This is a genomic window from Actinoallomurus vinaceus, assembly GCF_039542055.1.
Taxonomy (GTDB): domain Bacteria; phylum Actinomycetota; class Actinomycetes; order Streptosporangiales; family Streptosporangiaceae; genus Actinoallomurus; species Actinoallomurus vinaceus.
In genome coordinates, this window is the sequence record NZ_BAABHK010000004.1 from 605,932 (window position 1) to 623,624 (window position 17,693).

22 protein-coding genes are annotated in these 17,693 nt (G+C 69.6%); 9 read left to right on the plus strand and 13 right to left on the minus strand.

The window, feature by feature from the left end; genetic code table 11:
- The first annotated feature begins 8 nt into the window (after positions 1–8).
- A complete protein-coding gene (locus ABEA24_RS18335) occupies positions 9–692 on the plus strand; it encodes a hypothetical protein (RefSeq protein ID WP_345432092.1) in 684 nt (227 codons plus the stop codon).
- A 106-nt stretch (positions 693–798) separates the two neighbouring features.
- Here the strand turns inward: ABEA24_RS18335 and ABEA24_RS18340 are convergent, their stop codons facing one another.
- Genes ABEA24_RS18340 through ABEA24_RS18360 form a run of 5 tightly spaced genes read right to left on the minus strand, consistent with a single transcriptional unit; the run spans position 799 to position 5,141 of the window.
- Complete coding sequence (locus ABEA24_RS18340; RefSeq protein ID WP_345432093.1) at positions 799–1,002, minus strand: hypothetical protein; 204 nt, start codon at positions 1,000–1,002, stop codon at positions 799–801.
- On the minus strand, positions 999–1,331 hold the full coding sequence (locus tag ABEA24_RS18345) for a hypothetical protein (RefSeq protein ID WP_345432094.1): 333 nt from the start codon (positions 1,329–1,331) through the stop codon (positions 999–1,001). Before ABEA24_RS18345 ends, ABEA24_RS18340 begins: the two co-directional genes overlap by 4 nt.
- 17 nt (positions 1,332–1,348) lie before the next feature.
- Positions 1,349–4,456, minus strand: a complete 3,108-nt coding sequence (locus ABEA24_RS18350) for a phage portal protein (RefSeq protein ID WP_345432095.1) — start codon at positions 4,454–4,456, stop codon at positions 1,349–1,351.
- A gap of 11 nt (positions 4,457–4,467) precedes the next feature.
- Positions 4,468–4,977: a hypothetical protein gene (locus tag ABEA24_RS18355; protein WP_345432097.1), complete on the minus strand. Its 510-nt coding sequence runs from the start codon at positions 4,975–4,977 to the stop codon at positions 4,468–4,470.
- On the minus strand, positions 4,974–5,141 hold the full coding sequence (locus tag ABEA24_RS18360) for a hypothetical protein (RefSeq protein ID WP_345432098.1): 168 nt from the start codon (positions 5,139–5,141) through the stop codon (positions 4,974–4,976). The genes ABEA24_RS18355 and ABEA24_RS18360 overlap by 4 nt, the downstream gene beginning before the upstream one ends.
- A gap of 589 nt (positions 5,142–5,730) precedes the next feature.
- On the opposite strand from ABEA24_RS18360, the gene ABEA24_RS18365 reads away from it, so the two are divergent.
- Positions 5,731–7,185 carry a pentapeptide repeat-containing protein gene (locus ABEA24_RS18365; protein WP_345432099.1) on the plus strand — a complete coding sequence of 485 codons (1,455 nt, stop codon included), beginning with the start codon at positions 5,731–5,733 and terminating at the stop codon, positions 7,183–7,185.
- A 24-nt stretch (positions 7,186–7,209) separates the two neighbouring features.
- On the opposite strand, the gene ABEA24_RS18370 is transcribed toward ABEA24_RS18365, so the two are convergent.
- Both ABEA24_RS18370 and ABEA24_RS18375 read right to left on the minus strand, forming a co-directional pair.
- A complete protein-coding gene (locus tag ABEA24_RS18370) occupies positions 7,210–8,682 on the minus strand; it encodes a terminase large subunit domain-containing protein (protein WP_345432100.1) in 1,473 nt (490 codons plus the stop codon).
- The gene (locus ABEA24_RS18375; protein WP_345432101.1) at positions 8,606–9,049 is read right to left on the minus strand and encodes a hypothetical protein; all 444 of its coding nucleotides are present in this window, start codon (positions 9,047–9,049) and stop codon (positions 8,606–8,608) included. The genes ABEA24_RS18370 and ABEA24_RS18375 overlap by 77 nt, the downstream gene beginning before the upstream one ends.
- 151 nt (positions 9,050–9,200) lie before the next feature.
- Between ABEA24_RS18375 and ABEA24_RS18380 the strand changes: the two genes are divergently transcribed.
- From ABEA24_RS18380 to ABEA24_RS18410, 7 genes are all read left to right on the plus strand, one after another.
- Positions 9,201–9,362: a hypothetical protein gene (locus tag ABEA24_RS18380; RefSeq protein ID WP_345432102.1), complete on the plus strand. Its 162-nt coding sequence runs from the start codon at positions 9,201–9,203 to the stop codon at positions 9,360–9,362.
- A gap of 62 nt (positions 9,363–9,424) precedes the next feature.
- A complete protein-coding gene (locus ABEA24_RS18385) occupies positions 9,425–9,910 on the plus strand; it encodes a hypothetical protein (RefSeq protein ID WP_345432103.1) in 486 nt (161 codons plus the stop codon).
- 314 nt (positions 9,911–10,224) lie between these two features.
- On the plus strand, positions 10,225–10,530 hold the full coding sequence (locus tag ABEA24_RS18390; RefSeq protein WP_345432104.1) for a hypothetical protein: 306 nt from the start codon (positions 10,225–10,227) through the stop codon (positions 10,528–10,530).
- 162 nt (positions 10,531–10,692) lie between these two features.
- Positions 10,693–10,944, plus strand: coding sequence for a hypothetical protein (locus ABEA24_RS18395; protein ID WP_345432105.1), 252 nt, complete (start codon positions 10,693–10,695; stop codon positions 10,942–10,944).
- 184 nt (positions 10,945–11,128) lie between these two features.
- On the plus strand, positions 11,129–11,488 hold the full coding sequence (locus ABEA24_RS18400) for a hypothetical protein (protein WP_345432106.1): 360 nt from the start codon (positions 11,129–11,131) through the stop codon (positions 11,486–11,488).
- Positions 11,489–11,588: 100 nt separating this feature from the next.
- Positions 11,589–12,146, plus strand: coding sequence for a hypothetical protein (locus ABEA24_RS18405; protein WP_345432107.1), 558 nt, complete (start codon positions 11,589–11,591; stop codon positions 12,144–12,146).
- A 91-nt stretch (positions 12,147–12,237) separates the two neighbouring features.
- Complete coding sequence (locus ABEA24_RS18410; protein ID WP_345432108.1) at positions 12,238–12,507, plus strand: hypothetical protein; 270 nt, start codon at positions 12,238–12,240, stop codon at positions 12,505–12,507.
- A gap of 66 nt (positions 12,508–12,573) precedes the next feature.
- Here the strand turns inward: ABEA24_RS18410 and ABEA24_RS18415 are convergent, their stop codons facing one another.
- From ABEA24_RS18415 to ABEA24_RS18440, 6 genes are read right to left on the minus strand one after another with little or no spacing between them, the layout of a single operon-like run.
- Entirely contained in the window at positions 12,574–14,001 is a 1,428-nt protein-coding gene (locus ABEA24_RS18415) for an aldehyde dehydrogenase (protein WP_345432109.1), read from the minus strand.
- Entirely contained in the window at positions 14,001–14,507 is a 507-nt protein-coding gene (locus ABEA24_RS18420) for a ParB N-terminal domain-containing protein (RefSeq protein WP_345432110.1), read from the minus strand. Before ABEA24_RS18420 ends, ABEA24_RS18415 begins: the two co-directional genes overlap by 1 nt.
- Positions 14,504–15,814 carry a phosphoadenosine phosphosulfate reductase domain-containing protein gene (locus ABEA24_RS18425; protein WP_345432111.1) on the minus strand — a complete coding sequence of 437 codons (1,311 nt, stop codon included), beginning with the start codon at positions 15,812–15,814 and terminating at the stop codon, positions 14,504–14,506. Before ABEA24_RS18425 ends, ABEA24_RS18420 begins: the two co-directional genes overlap by 4 nt.
- Before the next feature lie 9 nt (positions 15,815–15,823).
- Positions 15,824–16,414 (minus strand): class II glutamine amidotransferase, encoded by a 591-nt coding sequence (locus tag ABEA24_RS18430; RefSeq protein ID WP_345432112.1) that lies wholly within the window; start codon positions 16,412–16,414, stop codon positions 15,824–15,826.
- Complete coding sequence (locus ABEA24_RS18435) at positions 16,414–17,205, minus strand: phosphoadenosine phosphosulfate reductase domain-containing protein (protein WP_345432113.1); 792 nt, start codon at positions 17,203–17,205, stop codon at positions 16,414–16,416. The genes ABEA24_RS18430 and ABEA24_RS18435 overlap by 1 nt, the downstream gene beginning before the upstream one ends.
- Positions 17,202–17,636 (minus strand): cupin domain-containing protein, encoded by a 435-nt coding sequence (locus ABEA24_RS18440; protein WP_345432114.1) that lies wholly within the window; start codon positions 17,634–17,636, stop codon positions 17,202–17,204. Before ABEA24_RS18440 ends, ABEA24_RS18435 begins: the two co-directional genes overlap by 4 nt.
- Positions 17,637–17,693 lie beyond the last annotated feature (57 nt).

Below are 17,693 nucleotides of genomic sequence, written 5' to 3' on the forward strand. Positions count from 1 at the left end.
CCCCAACTATGACGCCCAGCAGCTTGCGGGAGCGCGTGCGCTCCGCGTTCGACAGCCTGACCGAGCGGACCATCTGGGCAACCGACGAGGTCACCGGCGGGCAGCCGAATATCGAAGACCTGCACGAGAAGGTGCGCGCTACCCGTGGGCCGCTTCGGCGCCTCTGGGCCGCTCGGGCGCTGCTGCGCCAGTATCGGCCGTCACGACGTGAACGGCTGGCCCTCGTCCTCCTCTCTCTCGCCGCGACGATCTCCTTCTACGGCGACGAACTGGAGCGGCAGGGCCGTCGCCACGACAACCGCGAAAGGCACTTCCAGAAGAAGGTCGACGGCTGGTCCCCCACGCGTCTCCTCGTAGACGCCATCGCCGTCACGCTGGCCGCCCCGCAAGAGTTGTGGATCTGGCGCATCACGCCGTGGGTCCAGGCGACTTTCCCCCGCACGTGTGAGCGGGTGAACTGGTACCTCGACGAAGCCGCGCAGTCGGTGATGTCGGCGCTGGCGCTGGTCGGTGTCCCCACCGTCGTCGCCGCATCGCTCATCTCCTACCTCGCGTGCCTTCCGTTCGGCCGCGACTTCGCGTACGCGGTGGCGATCGGGATCGCCGTCGCCGCCTGTGATGCGGTGAGGCGGTGGCAGCGCGACCGATACCTGGCGCTCAAGGTCAGGGCCAAGACCGCGTCACGCAAGTGAGCCACAGTCGGCCGTCGGCGTGAAGGGGGCCGGGATGGACGATGAGCGTCCACCCGGCCTTGTCCTTCTTCGGCCTGTCCTGGCTTCAGCGGGTCCTCGGCGAGCGTCACCAGCCGTCCTCTGCGACACCGGCCAGTCTCGGATCCCGGCGCCGGGTCGGGTCACGCCACCGGTACGGCTTGAAGGGATGCTTCTCGCGGCGCGGTCCAGCGTCGCGCAGCTGCACAACGGCAAGCATTGGGACGGCCCGCCCGGCGAGGTCGTCGGCGTCGCCGGCCGACAGCAGTTCCTCGATGCGGGTGGCTGTCACCGGGACAGCCCCTCGGGCAGCAGCCACGGCGGGGCGTCCTCCCGTACGGTCAGGTCCACCTGACGGGGCCCGCCGGGGACCTCGCAGCGGTCCTCGTAGAACAGCGCCTCCGGGTGGAGGCAGTGCGGGCCGAGGCGGTGCCGGCCGTAGAACACCCACTGCTTCTCGGCGTCGGCCATGTGCTCGTCGCAGTCCAGCGAGTTCGTGCCATCGACGGTCCACAGGACGTGCCACGTCGCGGGCTTCCCGCAGTGGTTTTCCGGCGTGCCGTAGCCGCAGGTGCGGTCGTGGTCGGAGCGTTCGCCGTTGAACTGTGGGGTGAGTCGCATGTCCCCCTCCTCCGGGGTCATGGTCGGGCCGGGACGACGGCGCACCGGCAGCGTGGGTGAACAGGCGGGGCCCCGTTCGGCCAGGTGTCGCCGAGCCAGATTGGGCTGGCGGCCTCGTTGTCCAGGCAGATCCGGAACGCGCCGGGTACCGCCAGCCACTCGACGGACGTGACGCCTGCGGCGGCGTAGGCCGCGAGCGCGCCCGCCATCATGGCCCGCAGCACCTCCGTCCAGGCGATCGTGTCGGCGGCCGGGTTGTCGTCCTGCGGGTAGGTCCCGAGGTCGTCGCCCAGCTCGTCCGGCGACTCGTTGTCGTCGGCGGCCTGCTCCAGATGGTCGGCGAGGTCCCGGATCCGGGTGTCGGTCATGGCGTTGATGGTCGGCATCTGGTCATGCAGCCACTGCTCGAACCCGTCGTCATGGCCTGGCCCGGGTGGCGCCGGAGTGTGGTGCGGCAGCAGTTCGTAGGCCGCGGACTTCCCCACGTTCCATGCCGTCCGCCACAGGTCCACCAGGACGGCCCGGAGCGCGGCCGCGAAGCGTGCGGACAGGTCCGGTTCGGTCATGCGGATGAACGCCTGGGCCGTGCCGCCGCGGCGCGCGAACCGGAGCCACACGGCCGCGAGCCTGCGCGCCGCCGCGGTGGTGATGACGTCGGCGAGTGCGCGCCTGATCCGTGCCGCGTACTCGCGGGCCAGGTCCTCGTCGACGCCCCAGCCCGGCCACAGTGTTACGGGGCCGGGTAGGTCGCCCTCCTGGTCGCCGTTGGGCTCCCCGGGAGGGAGCGTGGAGCGGGCGACGTCCACGGCCTGGCCGACCGTCATGCCGCGCGCGCGGTTCTCGGCGATCGTCGCGAGCGTGCGCGCGGGCAGGTGCCGGGCCTCCCACGTCGAGATCAGGCGGCCTTTGCGAAGGTGTCGGCCGAGGGCGTCGAGTTCGGCCAGCGCGGCGCGGTGCTTGTTCAGCTTGGCGTCGTGCATGGCCCGGTCCCACGGGCCCTCGTCCATGGTGACGGTGCCGACCCAGGCGTGGATCGTGGCGCGGTCCTCGTGCTGGTACGCCAGCGTCCGGTGGTAGCCGTCGGCGACCGTCAGTTTGTCCCGGCCGGGGGTTTCGACGAGGACGACCGGGTCCATGGTCTTGCCGTCCCGGATGGCCTGGGCGATCCCTTCGACCTTCTTGCAGTCCCTGCCGCCGGGGCGGCGGGCCATGTTGATCGAATCGAGCGGGACTTCGTCGTCGTACCGCCATTCGGCGTCGGCGACCCAGCCGAGGACCCGCGCCGGGTAGGACTCCTCGAGGAGGGCACGGACCTGGTCGGCCGGTGCCATGGTCTTGCTGGTGCGCGGCTTGGCCGGGGCCTTAGCGGGCTTGGCGTCGTCCGCGGCCGTGTCCGCCCCCGCCTCGCCCCCGGCATGGCCGGGCGTCGGCTCCTGCGTGGTGCCGCCCGTCTGCTGGCCCGTCGGCTTCTCCTGGCCGTTCGACTGCTGGGCGTTCGGTGCGGACTGCGGCACGCCTGCGGCTGGCTGTTCCTGCCCCGGCTCGGGCGCGCCGGTGGCCGGGTTGATCGCGCCGAGCGGGACCGCGCCGGAGGTGGTGACGATGATCGGGTCGGAGGTCTCTGGCAGTCCCCAGGGCGGCAGCTGCAGTTCACCACGCGCCTCGTCGATGGAGATGATGCCGGTGGCGATCTGCGCCGACAGGACGGTGGTCTTGACCTCCTCGTCCTCGCCTTCCTCCAGGCCCTCCCAGGTCCACTGCATGTCGGTCTGGCCCCAGATGTCCTGGAGGACCCGGTCGAAGATCGACTCCTTCAGCCACATCAGCATCGGCTTCAGGCTCTTGCGCTGGTGGATGTCCTGGGACGCCTTGGCCATCTGGTTCGCGGCGCCGGACGACTGGGTGGCCGACACCTTCGGGCTGATCCCCAACTCCATCGGCATGACGTCGAAGGCCATCGTGACCTGCGTCATGATCACCTCGTCGAACTGGTTCGCGAGCTCCGTCGGCTTCATCGGGTCGACCCTGGACCCACCGGGCAGGACGATGATCTTGTGCTTCCAGGCCGGGTCGCCCGCGATGGCGTTCAGCGCGTTCTGCAGGTTCTGGATCTGCGTGGGGGTCATGTTGGGGTCGCCCGGTGAGATGAAGACATTCGGGACGGACCCCTCGTCGAACCAGTTCAGCTGGTACTGCTGCCGGTGCAGACCGGCCATCACCGGAACGATCGCGCGCTCGATCGGGGCCGTGCCGTACGGCGTCCACGTCCGCGGCGTGTACGGCAGGTACAGGAGCTGGTCGCCGCGGTACTCGCCTTTCAGGTCGCCGAGCTCGTCGCCGTCGGCGCCGGTTGCCACCGACATCAGGTCGACGCGGGGCACGCCGTACGCGTACTGCTGCCACGCGACGTTCGGCGGCAGGGGCCGGGCTCCGTGGAGGTCGACGAGCGGGCGGATCGTCGAGCCGTCGATGAGGGCGAGCTGGCCGAGGCTGGACCCGAACAGTCCCTTGCCCGTCATGCGGGTCGGCTGGAGGTACAGCGACAGGGCGTCGATCACGAAGACGTCCTCGAGCAGGGCGTCCAGCCAGGACCGGAACGTGCCGTACTGGGCGTCCGGGACCTTCCACCACTTCACGGCCTTGGCCCGGCGTTCGCCGAAGTCCCGGTGCTCGGACGGCTTGCCGCGCATCGCCTTGGCCGCCTCCGGGGTGGGGATGATGTCCCACGCCAGCGACCGGATCTCGTTCTTGCGCAGCTGAATGCAGGTGCGCGCCACGGAGTACAGGTCGCCGAGGGTCCGCAGGCTGTTGAAGTCCGCGAGCTTGAGACCTTCGCGCCCCGGCTCGCCGACCGGCATGTTCCAGCCGACCGGGTACTGCCAGCGGCGCGGCTCGGGCCGTTCCTCGCCGGACTCGGGGGCGTCGATGCTCATCGGCTGGATCGGGGTCAACGGCCCGAACGCGCCGGTCAGGAACTCCTCGGCCGGCCGGGGCAGGGCGGCCTGGTTCATGCCGTAGCCGCCCTGCCCGCCGTAGACCGCGCCCGCGAACGGGCTGATGGGGTTGCTCGCCGCGGCTTTCTGGAGAGCCTTGGCGGACGCGAGGATCGCGGCTTGACGGGACATTGTCACCTCGCTCAGGCAGTGGATTCAGGGGGCTCCTGAGCGGGTTCCTGGACGTCTTCCGGCCACAGGACGGCGTCCTGCGGCCACGTCTCCCAGAACTCGACTCGCTGGATTCGGGGCAGGCCGTCGATGCCGGCGCCGGAGAACTCGATGGCTTTCACGCGGGGGCAGGCCCGGACGTGGATGCCGCCGCAGTGCGGGCAGGCCCCGCCGGTCTCGAACAGCTTGCGGGCGTCGGCGCGCTCTTCCGGCGTGAGCTCTGCGGGCTGCTCCGGTGCGGGTGGCGCGTCGGTGCTCTGGATGGTCCAGGTGCCGTCGGGGTCGCGCGACAGCAGGAACGGACCGGCGGGGCCGGTCGGCGACGCTAGGTCGATGCCGCGCGCCCTGGCGCGTGCGATCCGCTGCCGGGCCGCTGCGGCTGTACAACCGTAGTGGCCGCCGACCGCTCGGACCGGGTCGTCTCCGGCCAGCAGCGCGGCGAGGTACACGCGGGCGGTCTCGGCCGGGCGTGCGCGGGTCACGCCTTGCCGAAGCCGACGAGGAGCTTGATGGCCTGATCCTCGGTGAACCCGGCGCGCAGGTACGCGAGGAACATCTCGTGCATGGCGATCGCAGCGGTCGTGAACGCGGGGAAGTCTGCCGCAGATCCGGAGAACGGGTTCGGTAGAGGGTTCGGCGTGCCCACAGGGGTCTCCTCAGGGATCGGATTGAACACGGTGGCCGGATCAGCTGATAGGCCTGCACGTGATGGCAGTACGGCTTTACGCTCGGTGCATGGCGTTTTGGCGATACATGCTGCTGGGCGCGGCTGGAGGCGCATTAGTTGAGGTCCTGGCGGTACTGGGTTACGTGCTTGCCTGGCAGCGCGCTCGCCGCACGCCTAGCGGGCGGGTCAGAAGATCCCCGCCGGGCATGCGTGTTTATGTCGACGTGCCAGCGCACTCGTTCTTGCTGGCCATCCGGGCCCCGCTGGGCGCGGGGACGGCATGGCTTTTCGCCAGCACGGGGCAGATCAGCGGCCCTTATGCGGCACTCGCTTTCGGATTCGCCGCTCCCGCAGTCCTAGCGCAACTGGGTCGGCTACGGGGAGTCGATCAGGCTGTGCAAGGAAACGACGCGCGTGTCGAATCTCTGAAGACACCTGAAGTTCCTATGCCTGGGCCGGTCGCCGATCAGTCCCAGGAGGTCGAGTTGCCGTGACACGTATGTCGGCTCCTCGTCGGGCCTGGCGCATGGCGCTGGGATACGGTCTCCACCAGCCAGCAGCACCGCCCATGACCGGATACCCGCTGGGTCGCCGGGTGCTGGCCGGACTGCTGGGCGTGCGATTGAATTCACGGATCCAGCCCCCAAGTCGGGCGAGCGTATCGATTAGACCCGGCGTGAGCCTGGGGAGCAGGAACCTAGCCGACGGGGATTTGACCCCCGCGAACCTGGTAGGTGCGAATGTGATCGGCGCGGACCTGGCTGGTGCGGACCTAACCCGCGCAAACCTGGCCGGGGTGAACCTGGCCGGCGCGAACCTAACCAACGCGGCACTGGCCGATGCGGTCCTGACCCACGCGACCCTGACCCGCGCAAACCTGACCCGCGCAAACCTGGCCGGCGCGAACCTAACCCGCGCGGCACTGGCCGATGCGGTCCTGACCCACGCGGACCTGACCCATGCGACCCTGACCCGCGCAAACCTGGCCGGCGCGAACCTGGCCGACGCGAACCTAACCCGCGCGGCACTGGCCGACGTGGTCCTGACCCACGCGACCCTGACCGACGCGGATCTGGCCAGCGTGACCCTGACCCAGACGGACCTGACTCACGCCGACCTGACCGGCGCGAACCTAACCAACGCGAAGCTGACCCGCGCGAATCTACAGCACGCGGACCTGACCTCCGCTGACTTGACCGATGCGACGCTGATCCGAGCGAATCTGTACAGCGCGAAGCTGACACACGCAGATCTGACCCGCGCACTGCTTGCCGGCGCGAATTTGGCCAGTGCGAATTTGAGCGATGCGCTCCTAAGCGATGCGGTCCTGGGGGAGGCGAACCTGACCGATGCCAACCTGGCCGGCGCCGATCTAAGCCGCGCAAGGCTGGCTGATGCGGACCTGACCGATGCGAATCTAGGTGGCGCACTCCTGCCTGGCGCCGGATTGGGCGGCACGAACCTGACTGGCGCGACGTTGAGTGACGCGAACTTGAGAGCCGCGTTCTTGAACGACGCGAACCTGACGGATGCGAATCTGACCCGCGCGGACCTGCGTGGTACGACCCTGATCCTCTCCGACCTGACCGGCGCGGATCTAACCGGTGCGGATCTGACCCGCGCTGACCTGCGCAGGGCAACGCTAGTCGGTAGTCGTCTGCGGCAGGTGACTCTCCATCGAGGAGACCTGCATGGGGCGGATCTTTCTGGTGCGGACATGTCAGAGGCCATGCTGCGCACGGCCGATCTAACCGGTGCCGACCTGCGAGGCACGGTACTGGCCGGCGCAAAGTTGACCAATGCTGACCTCCTCGGGGCACGCTGGTCAGCAACGGCGGGGGCGGTGACCGGTGACTGGCGTGCCGAGCGTGATCCCAGCGACGACGAGACGGCACCAGCGTCTACAGTGTGGCCGGAGGGCTGGGACGGGCCAATGCTGCGGCGGTCGATCATGATTGCACCAGGCGTCTACGAGGTGGTCGCCGATGAAGACCCCGACAGGACCGCTGTGCCGACCGCTTGATCTGGCGAGCGCCGCGTGAGGCGCTTACGGACGCCATGCCTGGTCCGGGGCGCCGGCGCCCGCGAACGTCTCGCCGCAGTGCGGGCAGGACAGGCGATCCGGCACGAACGCTGAGAGGCGTCCGCAGCGCTCGCAGGCGAGGACCCCGTACGCCTCGTTCCAGTCACCCGCCGACAGGCCTCTCAGTTCCGTGCAGCCCCACACGAGGGCGTCGACACGGTCTGGGGAGTCCGGGTCGAGCGGCACCCAGGTGGTCATCTGGTCTTCCAGCTCGGGGAAGACGCCGACGTGGTGGACGCGGCCCTGCTCGTACAGCGCGGAGACCGGTTCGGCGCGGACTGCCTTGCCCCGGGAGGCGCGTACGACCCGGCACGGGACGTTCGGGTCGACGGTGCGCAGCAGCGAGGCGATGTAGTCGCCGCCGTTGTTGACCTCGGCCACGACGCAGTCGGCGTGGTATTGCTCGTACGCGTTGACGGCCGCGCGCATGCAGGCGTCCGGGGTGCCGCGCATGGACAGGTCGGCGAGGACGTAGCCGTGGCCGTCGTGCTCGCCGACGACGACGATGCCGGTCTCGTCGGAGTCCTCTCCCGACGTGACGGCCGGGTCGATGGCGACGACCACTCGCGTCAAGCCGGGCACGTCTGCGGCCTTGACGCGGGTCCGGTCGATGTCGTTCAGGGACCAGAGTGCGCCTTCGACGGCGGTGAGGAGTTCGCCCTCCAGCTCTTGTCGGCCGAGGCGGGTTCCTTCGTACCGGCGCCGGAGCTCGGCGAGCGCGGCGGCCGACAGGTTCTTGCTGTTCTCCCACGTCGACCCGCGCGTGATGTGGACCGAGCCGTCCTTACGGGACGCGATGTCCTTGATGAGCGTGGTGGCGCGCGGCGTGGTCGTGACGATGATGCGCGGATTCTCGCCGATGCGCAGCGCGGGGACCAGACCCTCGTACCAGGTCGCCGGGTACCGCCAGGACCCGAGCTCTTCGACCCACGCCCCCCACAGGTTCGCGCCACGGACCCGCTCGGGCATGTCCGCCGAGTAGCCGTAGATCTTCGAACCGTTCGACAGGACGAGCAGGAGTTCATTGCGCCGGTACTGGTCGAGTTCGCCGTAGCCGAGCTGGGCTAGGATCCCGGTCGACCCTTCGATGCAGACTTTCCGGACGTCCCGGAACGTTGGCGCGAAGATCCCCCACTCCGAGCCGGGCTGTTCCAGCGCTCGTTCGATCAGCCAGTTCGAGCCGAGCAGGGTCTTGCCCAAGCCGCGGCCGGCCATGACCATCCAGATCGACCAGGCGTCGTCGACGCCGACGCAGCCGCAGCGGAAACCGCGCTCGTCCGGCAGGTGGTGACGCGGGTCGTTCGGCGGGAGCTGTTTGGGCCTGGCCATCTGCCGCCAGGGCCGGGCGTTGACGCCGAGGCTATTCCGTAGCCGCTGGAGCAGCAGCTCCTTCGCCTCGGGATCCCATGAGCGCCATGAGTCGGTCGATCTCTGCATCGAGGCCGTCCACCTGCCTCACCTCATGCTTGGTAGGCGCATCGAGGCCGAGGAGCTTGCAGCGCCGGTCGACGACGCGGAGGACGGTTTCGATGGCACGCAGGTCACCCGCTGCGGCTGCGCTCCAGGCCCCTGCTTGGAGGCGATCAAGTCGCTGGAGCTCGATCTCTCGGAGGGAATCGACCGATTCCTTCTCCTCAGCGAGGTGTGCTTCGAGTGCGCGGGTGACGTCTTGGCAGGCTGCGCCTCGGGAGGCGTAGCCGAGATTGGTCGCGATGGTCTGCCAGTCGACTCCGGCGAGTCGGAGCTGGATGGCCTTGGTACGTCGTTCCGCTGTGGCGGCGCGCTGGGCTTTGGATGCGGGCATGGGCGGGTCCTGGTGGGTTCGCGGTGTTCGCGGGTCCTTATGGGTTCACGGGTTCACGGGTTCGGTCACGTTGTCAAGACATGTTGACATGGCCGGTTCAGCGCCATAACTTTGTCTACGTAAGGCAGTCAAGGAATGAAAGGGGAACGACATGCCCGACCTGGACGGCCCCGAGCAGGACGAGTGCGAGCTCTGCGGCGAGGAGATCTCAGACAAGCCCGGTTACGAGGGCACCGAGTTCGTCACCGGCCCCAGCGAGGTCGTCGTCGCGCACGAGCAGTGTGGTCGCGACGCCGGATACGAGCAGGCCTGATCGGCACGGGGGCGGGTCGACCGGCCCGCCCCTCCCCCTCAGCATCGAGATGTGGAGTAGACGTGGAGAACCTGTACGCCCTGCTGCTGGACGCACCCACCTACTGCGGCTTCGCCGAGCTGGTGCAGCGGATCCAGCGGGCCGACAGCCCGACTGAGGCCTCGCTCACGGACGCTGATCGCGACCTACTACTGAAGGTTTTGAAGACCGGACCGAGCCTCAGCACCGAGGACGCCACGGCGTACGCGCAGCAGACCCCGCGCCTCATTGGGGTCACCGATGCCGACGGCGGGCCGCTGGTGACGACCCGCTGGGGCACCATCCGGACCCTCGCCGAGGCCGAGACCGCGTACGTCGAGTTCATGGCGGAGACCATGGTCATCCGGGCCGAGTGGCGAGCCAAGACGGACGTCGAACTGGCGGAGGAGCAGCGGGTGTTCGCCGTCGTCGCACGGATGCACGACCTGACCGCCGAGGAGGTGTTCGACCGGTTCCGCAAGCGAATCTGGACTCAGTACGAGGACGCTCGGACGGCCGTGGACGGCTGACCACTCCCGCAGGGCGGCGTCGCGGCAGTGCGGCGTCGCCCTTTCATCCGCCCAGGCCCGGAGCGTTTTGAGCGCCAGAGGGAGTACGACGGTGCAGGCCGAGGGATCCGTCGAGTCGTTCCCAGTATGACCTTCGGCGACCTCTGGGCACCTCGGACGGGGATCATCGAGGGGCGGCATCCCGCACGGGCGGCAGACGGAGGCGGCCGGCCGGGAGGTCGCGACCGACATGACGTTGTCCGGACATATTGACAAGGTGCATATAGCGCCATAACCTTGTCCACATAAAGCAGACAACGAAGTGAGGAGCGGACATGGCCACCGCGACCGGGACCCTTTCGACCGCCCTCGGCAATCTCGGCCCGGACGTCTTCGAGGTCCACCACCCGGAGAAGGGTCACATCGGCTGGATCCGCCGCTACACAGGCCTTCTGACCGGCCCGATCGGCGACACCAACATCATGGAGTTCCTCGGCACGGCCACCCACTGGGAGGCCTTCATTTCCCTGCCGATGGCGAAGGCGCTCGGCGGCCTGTCCTACCGGGAATCCCGCCGGGACAGTCTCTCCTCGGAGGCTGCCGCAAAGCAGGCACTACTGAAGATCAACGGGCCGACCTGACGGCCGGCGCGGGGCGGCGTCGCCACCGCGCGGCGCCGCCTCGATCGGACGCGCGCCGGCCCCCGGCCAATCCGGAGAGAGCTCGAGTCCGCGGCAGAGCGCGTTGACAACGCGGCCGCGCGGCCCGAACCTTGTCGGCATGTCTGGACAAGGGTGGATGACATGAGCGAGAAACAGCAGGACGAGCGGGGACCGAAGGCGTACCTGTCGGCCGCGGACATCGGGGCGATGTTCGACGTCGACGCGGCGACAGTCGCGCAGTGGCGGAAGCGCTACGAGAACTTCCCGGAGCCCGACGTGAAGGTCGGGATCGGACACACCCGGCCGATCGTGGGCTGGGATCCGGCGCGCGAGCAGGAGCTCCGGGACTGGGAGGCGTCCCGGCCCGGGCGGGGCTGGAGGGGTGCGAAGTAGGCCAGCGCGAGGTCCAATCGCAGCGACAGCCACACACAGCGGTCGACCCTTGAGGGTCGGCCGCTGTTGTCATTTCTAGGCCACTTGACCTGCCTATATGACGTTGTCTGGACATGTTGACAGCCTTGCCCACTTGCCTTAACTTTGTCCACGTAAGGCAGACAAGGAAAGCAGAGGGCACGACATGAGCCAGTCCCCCTACACCGTGGCGGTCTACCTGAACGTCGACCGGAACAACTTCGACGGCTACCAGCCGCACCACCCGCTCGCCACCGCGAACGACCTGGTCTTCCGGGTCAACGCCATCAGCCACGAGGACGCGGCCGAGAAGGCGTGGCCGGTCGGCAACAAGGTCGCCACCGACCTCGACAACCGCTCCTGGCCTCGGGACGTCCGCTCGTTCAGCGTCGGCGACGTCGCCAAGGTCACCGGCAACGGCCAGACCCGCTTCTACGCCTGCGCTCGCGGCGGCTGGGACGAGATCGCCGAGCCGACCAACCCGGTCGTCGCGCTCGCCGGAACGCGTGCAACCAGCCGGAAGTGACAGCCCGACGGAGCGCCGTGGCGCTCGCGGACGGCCCGTCCGGGAGCGCTGCGGGGTCCCCTCGGACCGACCACTGCACATGACCCAGGAGGTACCAGCAATGCCCGAGACCGCGCCCGTGGAACTCGATAGCGTTCCGACCTCGCAGCTCCAGGCAGGCGACATCGTGCTGGAGCACGGGATGCGGGTCCGGCTCGGCGGCGAGCCGACCGTCCGGAAGACGCCCGATCTCACCGTCTACTGCTGGCGGGGCACCGTCGAGAACGTCGAGGAGGTCCTGGCCGCGGGTGTCATCCGGGAGGCCGACCTGTCCGAGAACGTCTGGGTCGAAGGGGCCGGTTGGGAGCGGAAGCTCACCGGCCGGTGGTGGATCCAGGGCAATGACCGGGTCGGCTGGAGCGTCCTGCGGGAACTGCCTGCGGCCACGGAGTTCCAGGCGACGCTCTCCTACAGCGGGGGCTTCCGCGTCCACCGCGCGGGCTGCCCCGGCGCGAACGACCTGCGGCATTCCCAGCACGGCCACCCGCTCGACGTCTCCGGGACCACGCCTGAGGACATCGCCGCCGACCTCTACAGCGACTTCATCCCCGGCGAGATGACCCGCGACGAGGCCCTGGACCACGTCACCTTCCTGCCCTGCACGGGCTTCCCCCGCTGACCGGACCGAGCGAGCGCCGTGTCGCGCGGAGCCTCTCCGCGCGCTGCGGGGTCCGCTCGGACCACTCATCACGACACTGCAAGGAGACACTGTGGATCCCACTGACCGCTGCCCCGAGTGCGGGACGACCGACGACGTCCACGACCCGGGGTGCATGTATCCGTACCGGCCGACGGACGGCGAGCCCACGCCCTGGGGTGTCTTGGGTGACGACCCGGACCCGATCCGGGAGGACCTGACCGAGGCTGGCGCGCGGGCTCTGCTGAAGGCGCTCGAGGAGGCAGGTCGGACGGACTGCTACGCCGAGCACGAGGCGACCGGCGAGACCATCGAGAAGCCGGACGGGCCGATCCTGGCGTAGCCGCCGGGCGTGAAGGGGTCCGCGCGGACGCGCGTGGCCCCTTCGTTGTGCAGGCGCGTGCACGGCTCAGACAGGGACGGCTAGCGCCTTCGGCTCCAGGTACCCGGCGAGTCCTTCGGGGCCGAGCTCGCGGCCATATCCGGACTGCTTGAAGCCCCCGAGGGGTGCGTGCCAGGACGGGGCCGCGCCGTTGATGCGAACGGTCCCCGCGCGCAGGCGCCGGGCGATGCCGATGCCGTGCTGATGGTCGCTGGTCCACACGCCGGCCTCCAGGCCGTACTCGGTGTCGTTGGCGAGGCCGACCGCCTCGCGTTCCGTCGAGTACGGGATGACGCACAGGACGGGGCCGAAGATCTCCTCGCGGGCGATCCGCATGTCGTTGGTGACGTCGGTGAACAGTGTCGGCTCGATGTACCAGCCGCGGTCCAGGTGCTCGGGCCGGTGCCCGCCGTGGACGAGCGTCGCGCCCTCGTCGACGCCGGAGGCGATGTAGTCCTCGACGCGGTCCAGCTGGCGCTTGGCCACCAGCGGGCCGACGTCGGTCGCGGGGTCGGTCGGGTCACCGACGCGCAGGCTGGCGACCATGGCGCGGAGCCGGTCCATCAGCTCGTCATGCCGCTCAGTGGAGACGAGGACGCGAGTGTGGTTGGAGCAGATCTGCCCGCTGTTACAGAACGCGTCGCCGCGGAGGCCGTCGACGACGGCGTCAAGGTCGGCGTCGTCCAGGACGATCGCCGGGGACTTGCCGCCGAGCTCCAGGGAGACGCGGCGGATGTCCTCGCCGCACAGGGCTGCGACGCGGCGGCCGGTGGCGGTCGAGCCGGTGAAGGCGATCTTGTCGACACCGGGGTGGGTGACCAGGTGCTCGGAGACCTCGCGGTCGGCCGGGACGACGTTGAACACGCCGGGTGGCAGGCCCACGTCGTGGACGATCTCGGCGAGGAAGAGGGCGTCGAGGGGCGTCTCGGGGGCGGGCTTGATGACGACCGTGCAGCCCGCCAGCAGCGCGGGGACGAGCTTCATGAAGATCGTCTTCTGTGGCATGTTCCACGGCGTGATCAGACCGGCGACGCCGACCGGCTCGCGGAAGACCCTCGTGCCGGTCCCCCGGTCCTCGGCGAACGAGTACCGGGAAGCGAGGTCGATGTAGTAGTCGAGGATCGCCAGCGGGTGCGCGGCCTGCGTCTGGGACGCCCAGGCGATGGGTGACCCCACCTCGCGGACGATCAGGTCGACCATCGCGTCCTGGCGCTCGGCATAGACGTCGCGGAGCCGCTGCAGGTACTTCGCTCGCTTGGCCGGTGTCATGCGCGGCCACGGACCGGCGTCGAACGCGACCCGTGCCCTGCTGACCGCGCGGTCGATGTCGAGCGTGGTGGCGCTGGGGGCACGGCCGACGAGCTCGTGGTTGTGCGGGGAGCGGACGTCGATGGTGTCCCCGCTGGCCGGGGGCGTCCAACGACCGTCGATGTAGAGGTCCGGGAAGTACTGCATCACACCGTCCAGCCGTTGCCGAAAGAGTCTTGTCCGCCTCGCTTGCGCATGTCGCCGCGGTCGGCGAGCCGGTCGACCTCTTCGGCGTCCATCTCCAGGCGCCGGCCGATCTCCTCGTGGGTCAAACCCAGGCCGAGGAGGTCGGCGACTATGTCGGCCATGCCGAGGACGTGGTGTGTGCCCCTGGCGCGGTTGTGCCGGACGGTGGCCAGCCGGGCGAGGACCGGATCGGTGGGCGGCAGCGTGACGATCGGGACGGGCCCGCCGGTCAGCGCGGCGATCGCGCCGTCTGCAGAGACCGTCCAGCGGTGGAAGCCGTCGACGATCTCCAGGCCGGACGGCTGCTGGCGTACGACGATCGGCTGTGTCCACCCGTTCTCGAGGATGCTGGTCTTCAGCAGCCGGTGCTCGGGCGGGGCCTGCTTGTTCGGGTTCCAGTCGTTGGCGGACAGGTCTTCGCGGTCGACCCACTGGACGCGCGAGATCGGCTGGTCTTCGATGCTCACTCGGGATCCTTGGCGTAGTCGGGGACAAGGTCGTAGGCGTCGGCCGGGGGCGGCCGGTGGTGAGCGAGGTCAGCGAAAGTTCCGGCCGCGATGATGTCGTTCAGCTCGGCGGCGTACCGGTGCCACTGGGCGGGCGTGGGGCGGCCCTCACCATCGGTGTTGATGCGACCACCGGCCTGCTTGCGGCCCTTGAAGTCCCCGCGCATCACGAGCATGAGCAGGAAGTCCCAGGAGATGCCGGTGTCCGGGTGCGGGGCGTTCACCACGAGCGGCTGGGACGTCTTGCGGTAGTGCGCGACGAGCTCTTGGCGGATCCGGGCGGCGATCTTCGCGGCGTCCTTGGCCTGCCACTTCGTCAGGTAGTGGCGAAGGAAGTCCGGCCAGGGCACGCCGTCGGGCTTCTCGGGCCGGCCGTGGTAGGAGTACAGCTCCGTCAGGGCGTAGCGTGCGGCCGCGCCGACGCCGGGGACGCGGTCGACCATCTTCTCCCAGACGTCCGGGAAGCACTTCGCGTACGTGTGGAGCTTCTGCAGCGGCTCCTCGCCGAACGCCGGGCTACAGCGCTGGAGGTGGTGGGAGACGCCGGCCATTTCCAGCCGGTCGTACGCATGGTTGTAGTCCCAGCCCTTGTGGGCGGGCGCGGTCCACACGTCGTCCGTGGTCCAGTCGTAGATGGGGTAGCACTTCCAGATGTTGCCCTGGGAGGTGCCGTCGTTGTACTTGACCAGGTAGTTCACTTCGCGGCGCTGCGTGACTATGCGGCGGCGGGTCAGGGACTCCTGGGCGCGGATGCCCATGAGCATGCCGACGTTGCCGAGGCTGGGCGGGGCGAACAGGCCGTTCGCGTGCGGAGCGGTCAGCCTCTTCTCCGGCGGGTTAATCGGGAAGCCGTCGAGCTCGGTGATCGCCTCGGGCGGCAGCGGTCGGCACCACTTCTCGCGGGCCTCCGGCGCCCAGGGCCACCACCACGGCGAGGTGCGGGAGCAGGCGTTCCGGTGCTTGATCGGGATGCAGTACCACTCCAGCGACACGTCGTCGCGCTGGCCGACACGGCGTACGTACTCCTCGGTCTCGTACGGGATGGCCTCTTCGTCCTGGTGGACGACGCGCAGCGGCAGGTGCCGCTCGAACCGCGGATCCGAATGCGCGACCTCGAGCGCGACGTTCAGGACTGCCGTGGAGTCTTTGCCGCCGGAGAACGCCACGTACACGTGGTCGAACGTGTCGAAGATCCTTGCGGTGCGCTCGCAGGCGAGCGTGTAGACGTCCGACTCCAGCGGCTTGGGCGGCAGAGTCTTGCGGGCCACGTCAGCTCCTCACTGCACGAGGACGGGGCGGTCCTCGGGGATCAGCTGTCCGCTCGGGGTGATCGGCTGTGACGACAGGTAGACGCCGTCGGCCTCGCGGTGGCGGTACAGCGGGTGGTAGCGGCGGTGCGCGTACAGGTGCCCGTCGGCGTCGAGGACGACGATCGCCCACGCCTGCTGGCTGGCTGCCTTCGTGAGGCGGGTCAGGGCGTCGGGCGGGGTGTGCCCTGCCGCGCGCAGAGTGGCGTAGAGGTGGGCGAGGAGCATCGAGTCCGTGTCAGCGTGCGAGCCGAGGGCTGCGCTGTTGTGGACGACCCCGTTGTGTGCGAGCGCGTGTCCGGCGGCGGTAATCGGCTGGAGCTGGGCGACGTCCTGCCAGTCCCCCACCGTGGCGAGGCGGGCGTGGCCGAGGACCACCGCAGCGGTCAGTTCACGGACCTTCCCGGGGTCGACCGGGCCGAGTTCATGGTGCGCGCTGTCGGGACTGCGGGTGACCCAGCCGTAGCCGTGCGGGCCGCGCACCGAAGCGCTGACGGCCGCCTCGACGAGCAGTTCCGGGTCGGGTGGGGTGCTGCTCTCGTACGCGAAGATCCCGCACATCAGGTCACACCCGCGCGGCGCATCCAGTCCGCCGCTGCGGGCAGGTGCGGGGCGGCCTGACGGATCACATCCGGGTCGATGGTCCAGCACTCCTCGAAGCCGCGGTCGACGCTGGTGGTCCACTGCCGCGCCGGCCAGGCCCCGGTGCCGACCTGGAAGCCGCGTGGCCAGTCGTAGCAGGGCGGCAGCGGCAGGTTCTCGCGGGCCATGAGCGCGAACACCTGCTCGTGCGTCCAGTCCGCCAGCGGGGACCAGCGGGTGACGCCCTGCCGGTTGGTGTAGCGGTCCTCGCCGGGCGGGCCGACGTAGTTGCCGTCCTTGCGGCGGCGGCCGAGCGCGAGCAGGTCCAGGCGGTTGGCGCGGAAGTAGTCGCGCTGTACGCGGTGCTGGACCAGCGTGAACCAGCGCGGGCCGTGCGCTCCTTGGGGGAACAGCATGTCGGGGTGCTTGGCCAGCCAGGGAAGGTCCAGCGGCACGGTGGCGACGTGCAGTCCGGGCGGCATGTTGTCGGTGACCCAGCGCAGCATCGCGGGCCATTCGAGGCCAACAGTGATGCCGAGGACGCACTCGTGGACGCCCGCCTGCTGCATGACGTAGCGGAGCGCCTGGGAGTCCTTGCCGCCTGACCAGGCGTACGCGACCCGGCCGCGGCGCTTCTCAGCCTTCACGGCGTCGACCGTGCGCTGCAGGAGGTCGTCGAGTTGCCGGTCGGGGACGAGCTCGCGGGCGCGGGCGATGGCCTGCCGCCACTGGGCGGCGTCGGCGATGCCCTGCTTGCGGCCGAGGCTCACTGGTCTCCGTCGCCGACGTACACCGGGGCGTCGACCGGGTTGCCGTCCCAGTCCGTGTGCGTCATGCGGGTCGGGGACGCGACGGGGCGGTGCGGCGCGCCGATGGCCATGAGGACGTGGTCTCGCGTGCCGGCGCCGACGGCGTGCGGCACCATGCCCGGCACCAGGTAGAGGTCGCCGGGCTGGACGTTGTAAGTGACCTCGCCGATGCTGATGGTCCCCTCGCCTTCCATGCACATCAGCAGGTGATCGCCGGGGTGAGTGTGGACCGCGAAGCGTTCCCCGGCGGGGACGTGGAGCAGGTCCGCGCCGAGGTGGCCGTTGGTGTGCAGTCCGACGCCGGTCGCGGGTGCGCCGTGGACGGGTTCGCCGTCCTTGGCCGCTTGGGCGGCCAGGAGGTCGGGGACGTTCACGATGCGCAGGTCAGTCACTTCGGTCTCCTTCAGGGGATGAGGCGGCGGCTTGGGTCTGCCGCAGGGATGGCGCGA

What these genes read in the sequence shown, in the direction of transcription:
- ABEA24_RS18400 (WP_345432106.1), top strand. Translation starts at nt 11,129, where the DNA reads ATGAGCCAGTCCCCCTACACCGTGGCGGTCTACCTGAACGTCGACCGG.
- ABEA24_RS18415 (WP_345432109.1), bottom strand. Translation starts at nt 14,001, where the DNA reads ATGCAGTACTTCCCGGACCTCTACATCGACGGTCGTTGGACGCCCCCG.
- ABEA24_RS18345 (WP_345432094.1), bottom strand. Translation starts at nt 1,331, where the DNA reads ATGCGACTCACCCCACAGTTCAACGGCGAACGCTCCGACCACGACCGC.
- ABEA24_RS18395 (WP_345432105.1), top strand. Translation starts at nt 10,693, where the DNA reads ATGAGCGAGAAACAGCAGGACGAGCGGGGACCGAAGGCGTACCTGTCG.
- ABEA24_RS18375 (WP_345432101.1), bottom strand. Translation starts at nt 9,049, where the DNA reads ATGCCCGCATCCAAAGCCCAGCGCGCCGCCACAGCGGAACGACGTACC.
- ABEA24_RS18335 (WP_345432092.1), top strand. Translation starts at nt 9, where the DNA reads ATGACGCCCAGCAGCTTGCGGGAGCGCGTGCGCTCCGCGTTCGACAGC.
- ABEA24_RS18430 (WP_345432112.1), bottom strand. Translation starts at nt 16,414, where the DNA reads ATGTGCGGGATCTTCGCGTACGAGAGCAGCACCCCACCCGACCCGGAA.
- ABEA24_RS18390 (WP_345432104.1), top strand. Translation starts at nt 10,225, where the DNA reads ATGGCCACCGCGACCGGGACCCTTTCGACCGCCCTCGGCAATCTCGGC.
- ABEA24_RS18370 (WP_345432100.1), bottom strand. Translation starts at nt 8,682, where the DNA reads ATGCAGAGATCGACCGACTCATGGCGCTCATGGGATCCCGAGGCGAAG.
- ABEA24_RS18380 (WP_345432102.1), top strand. Translation starts at nt 9,201, where the DNA reads ATGCCCGACCTGGACGGCCCCGAGCAGGACGAGTGCGAGCTCTGCGGC.
- ABEA24_RS18405 (WP_345432107.1), top strand. Translation starts at nt 11,589, where the DNA reads ATGCCCGAGACCGCGCCCGTGGAACTCGATAGCGTTCCGACCTCGCAG.
- ABEA24_RS18365 (WP_345432099.1), top strand. Translation starts at nt 5,731, where the DNA reads ATGACCGGATACCCGCTGGGTCGCCGGGTGCTGGCCGGACTGCTGGGC.
- ABEA24_RS18350 (WP_345432095.1), bottom strand. Translation starts at nt 4,456, where the DNA reads ATGTCCCGTCAAGCCGCGATCCTCGCGTCCGCCAAGGCTCTCCAGAAA.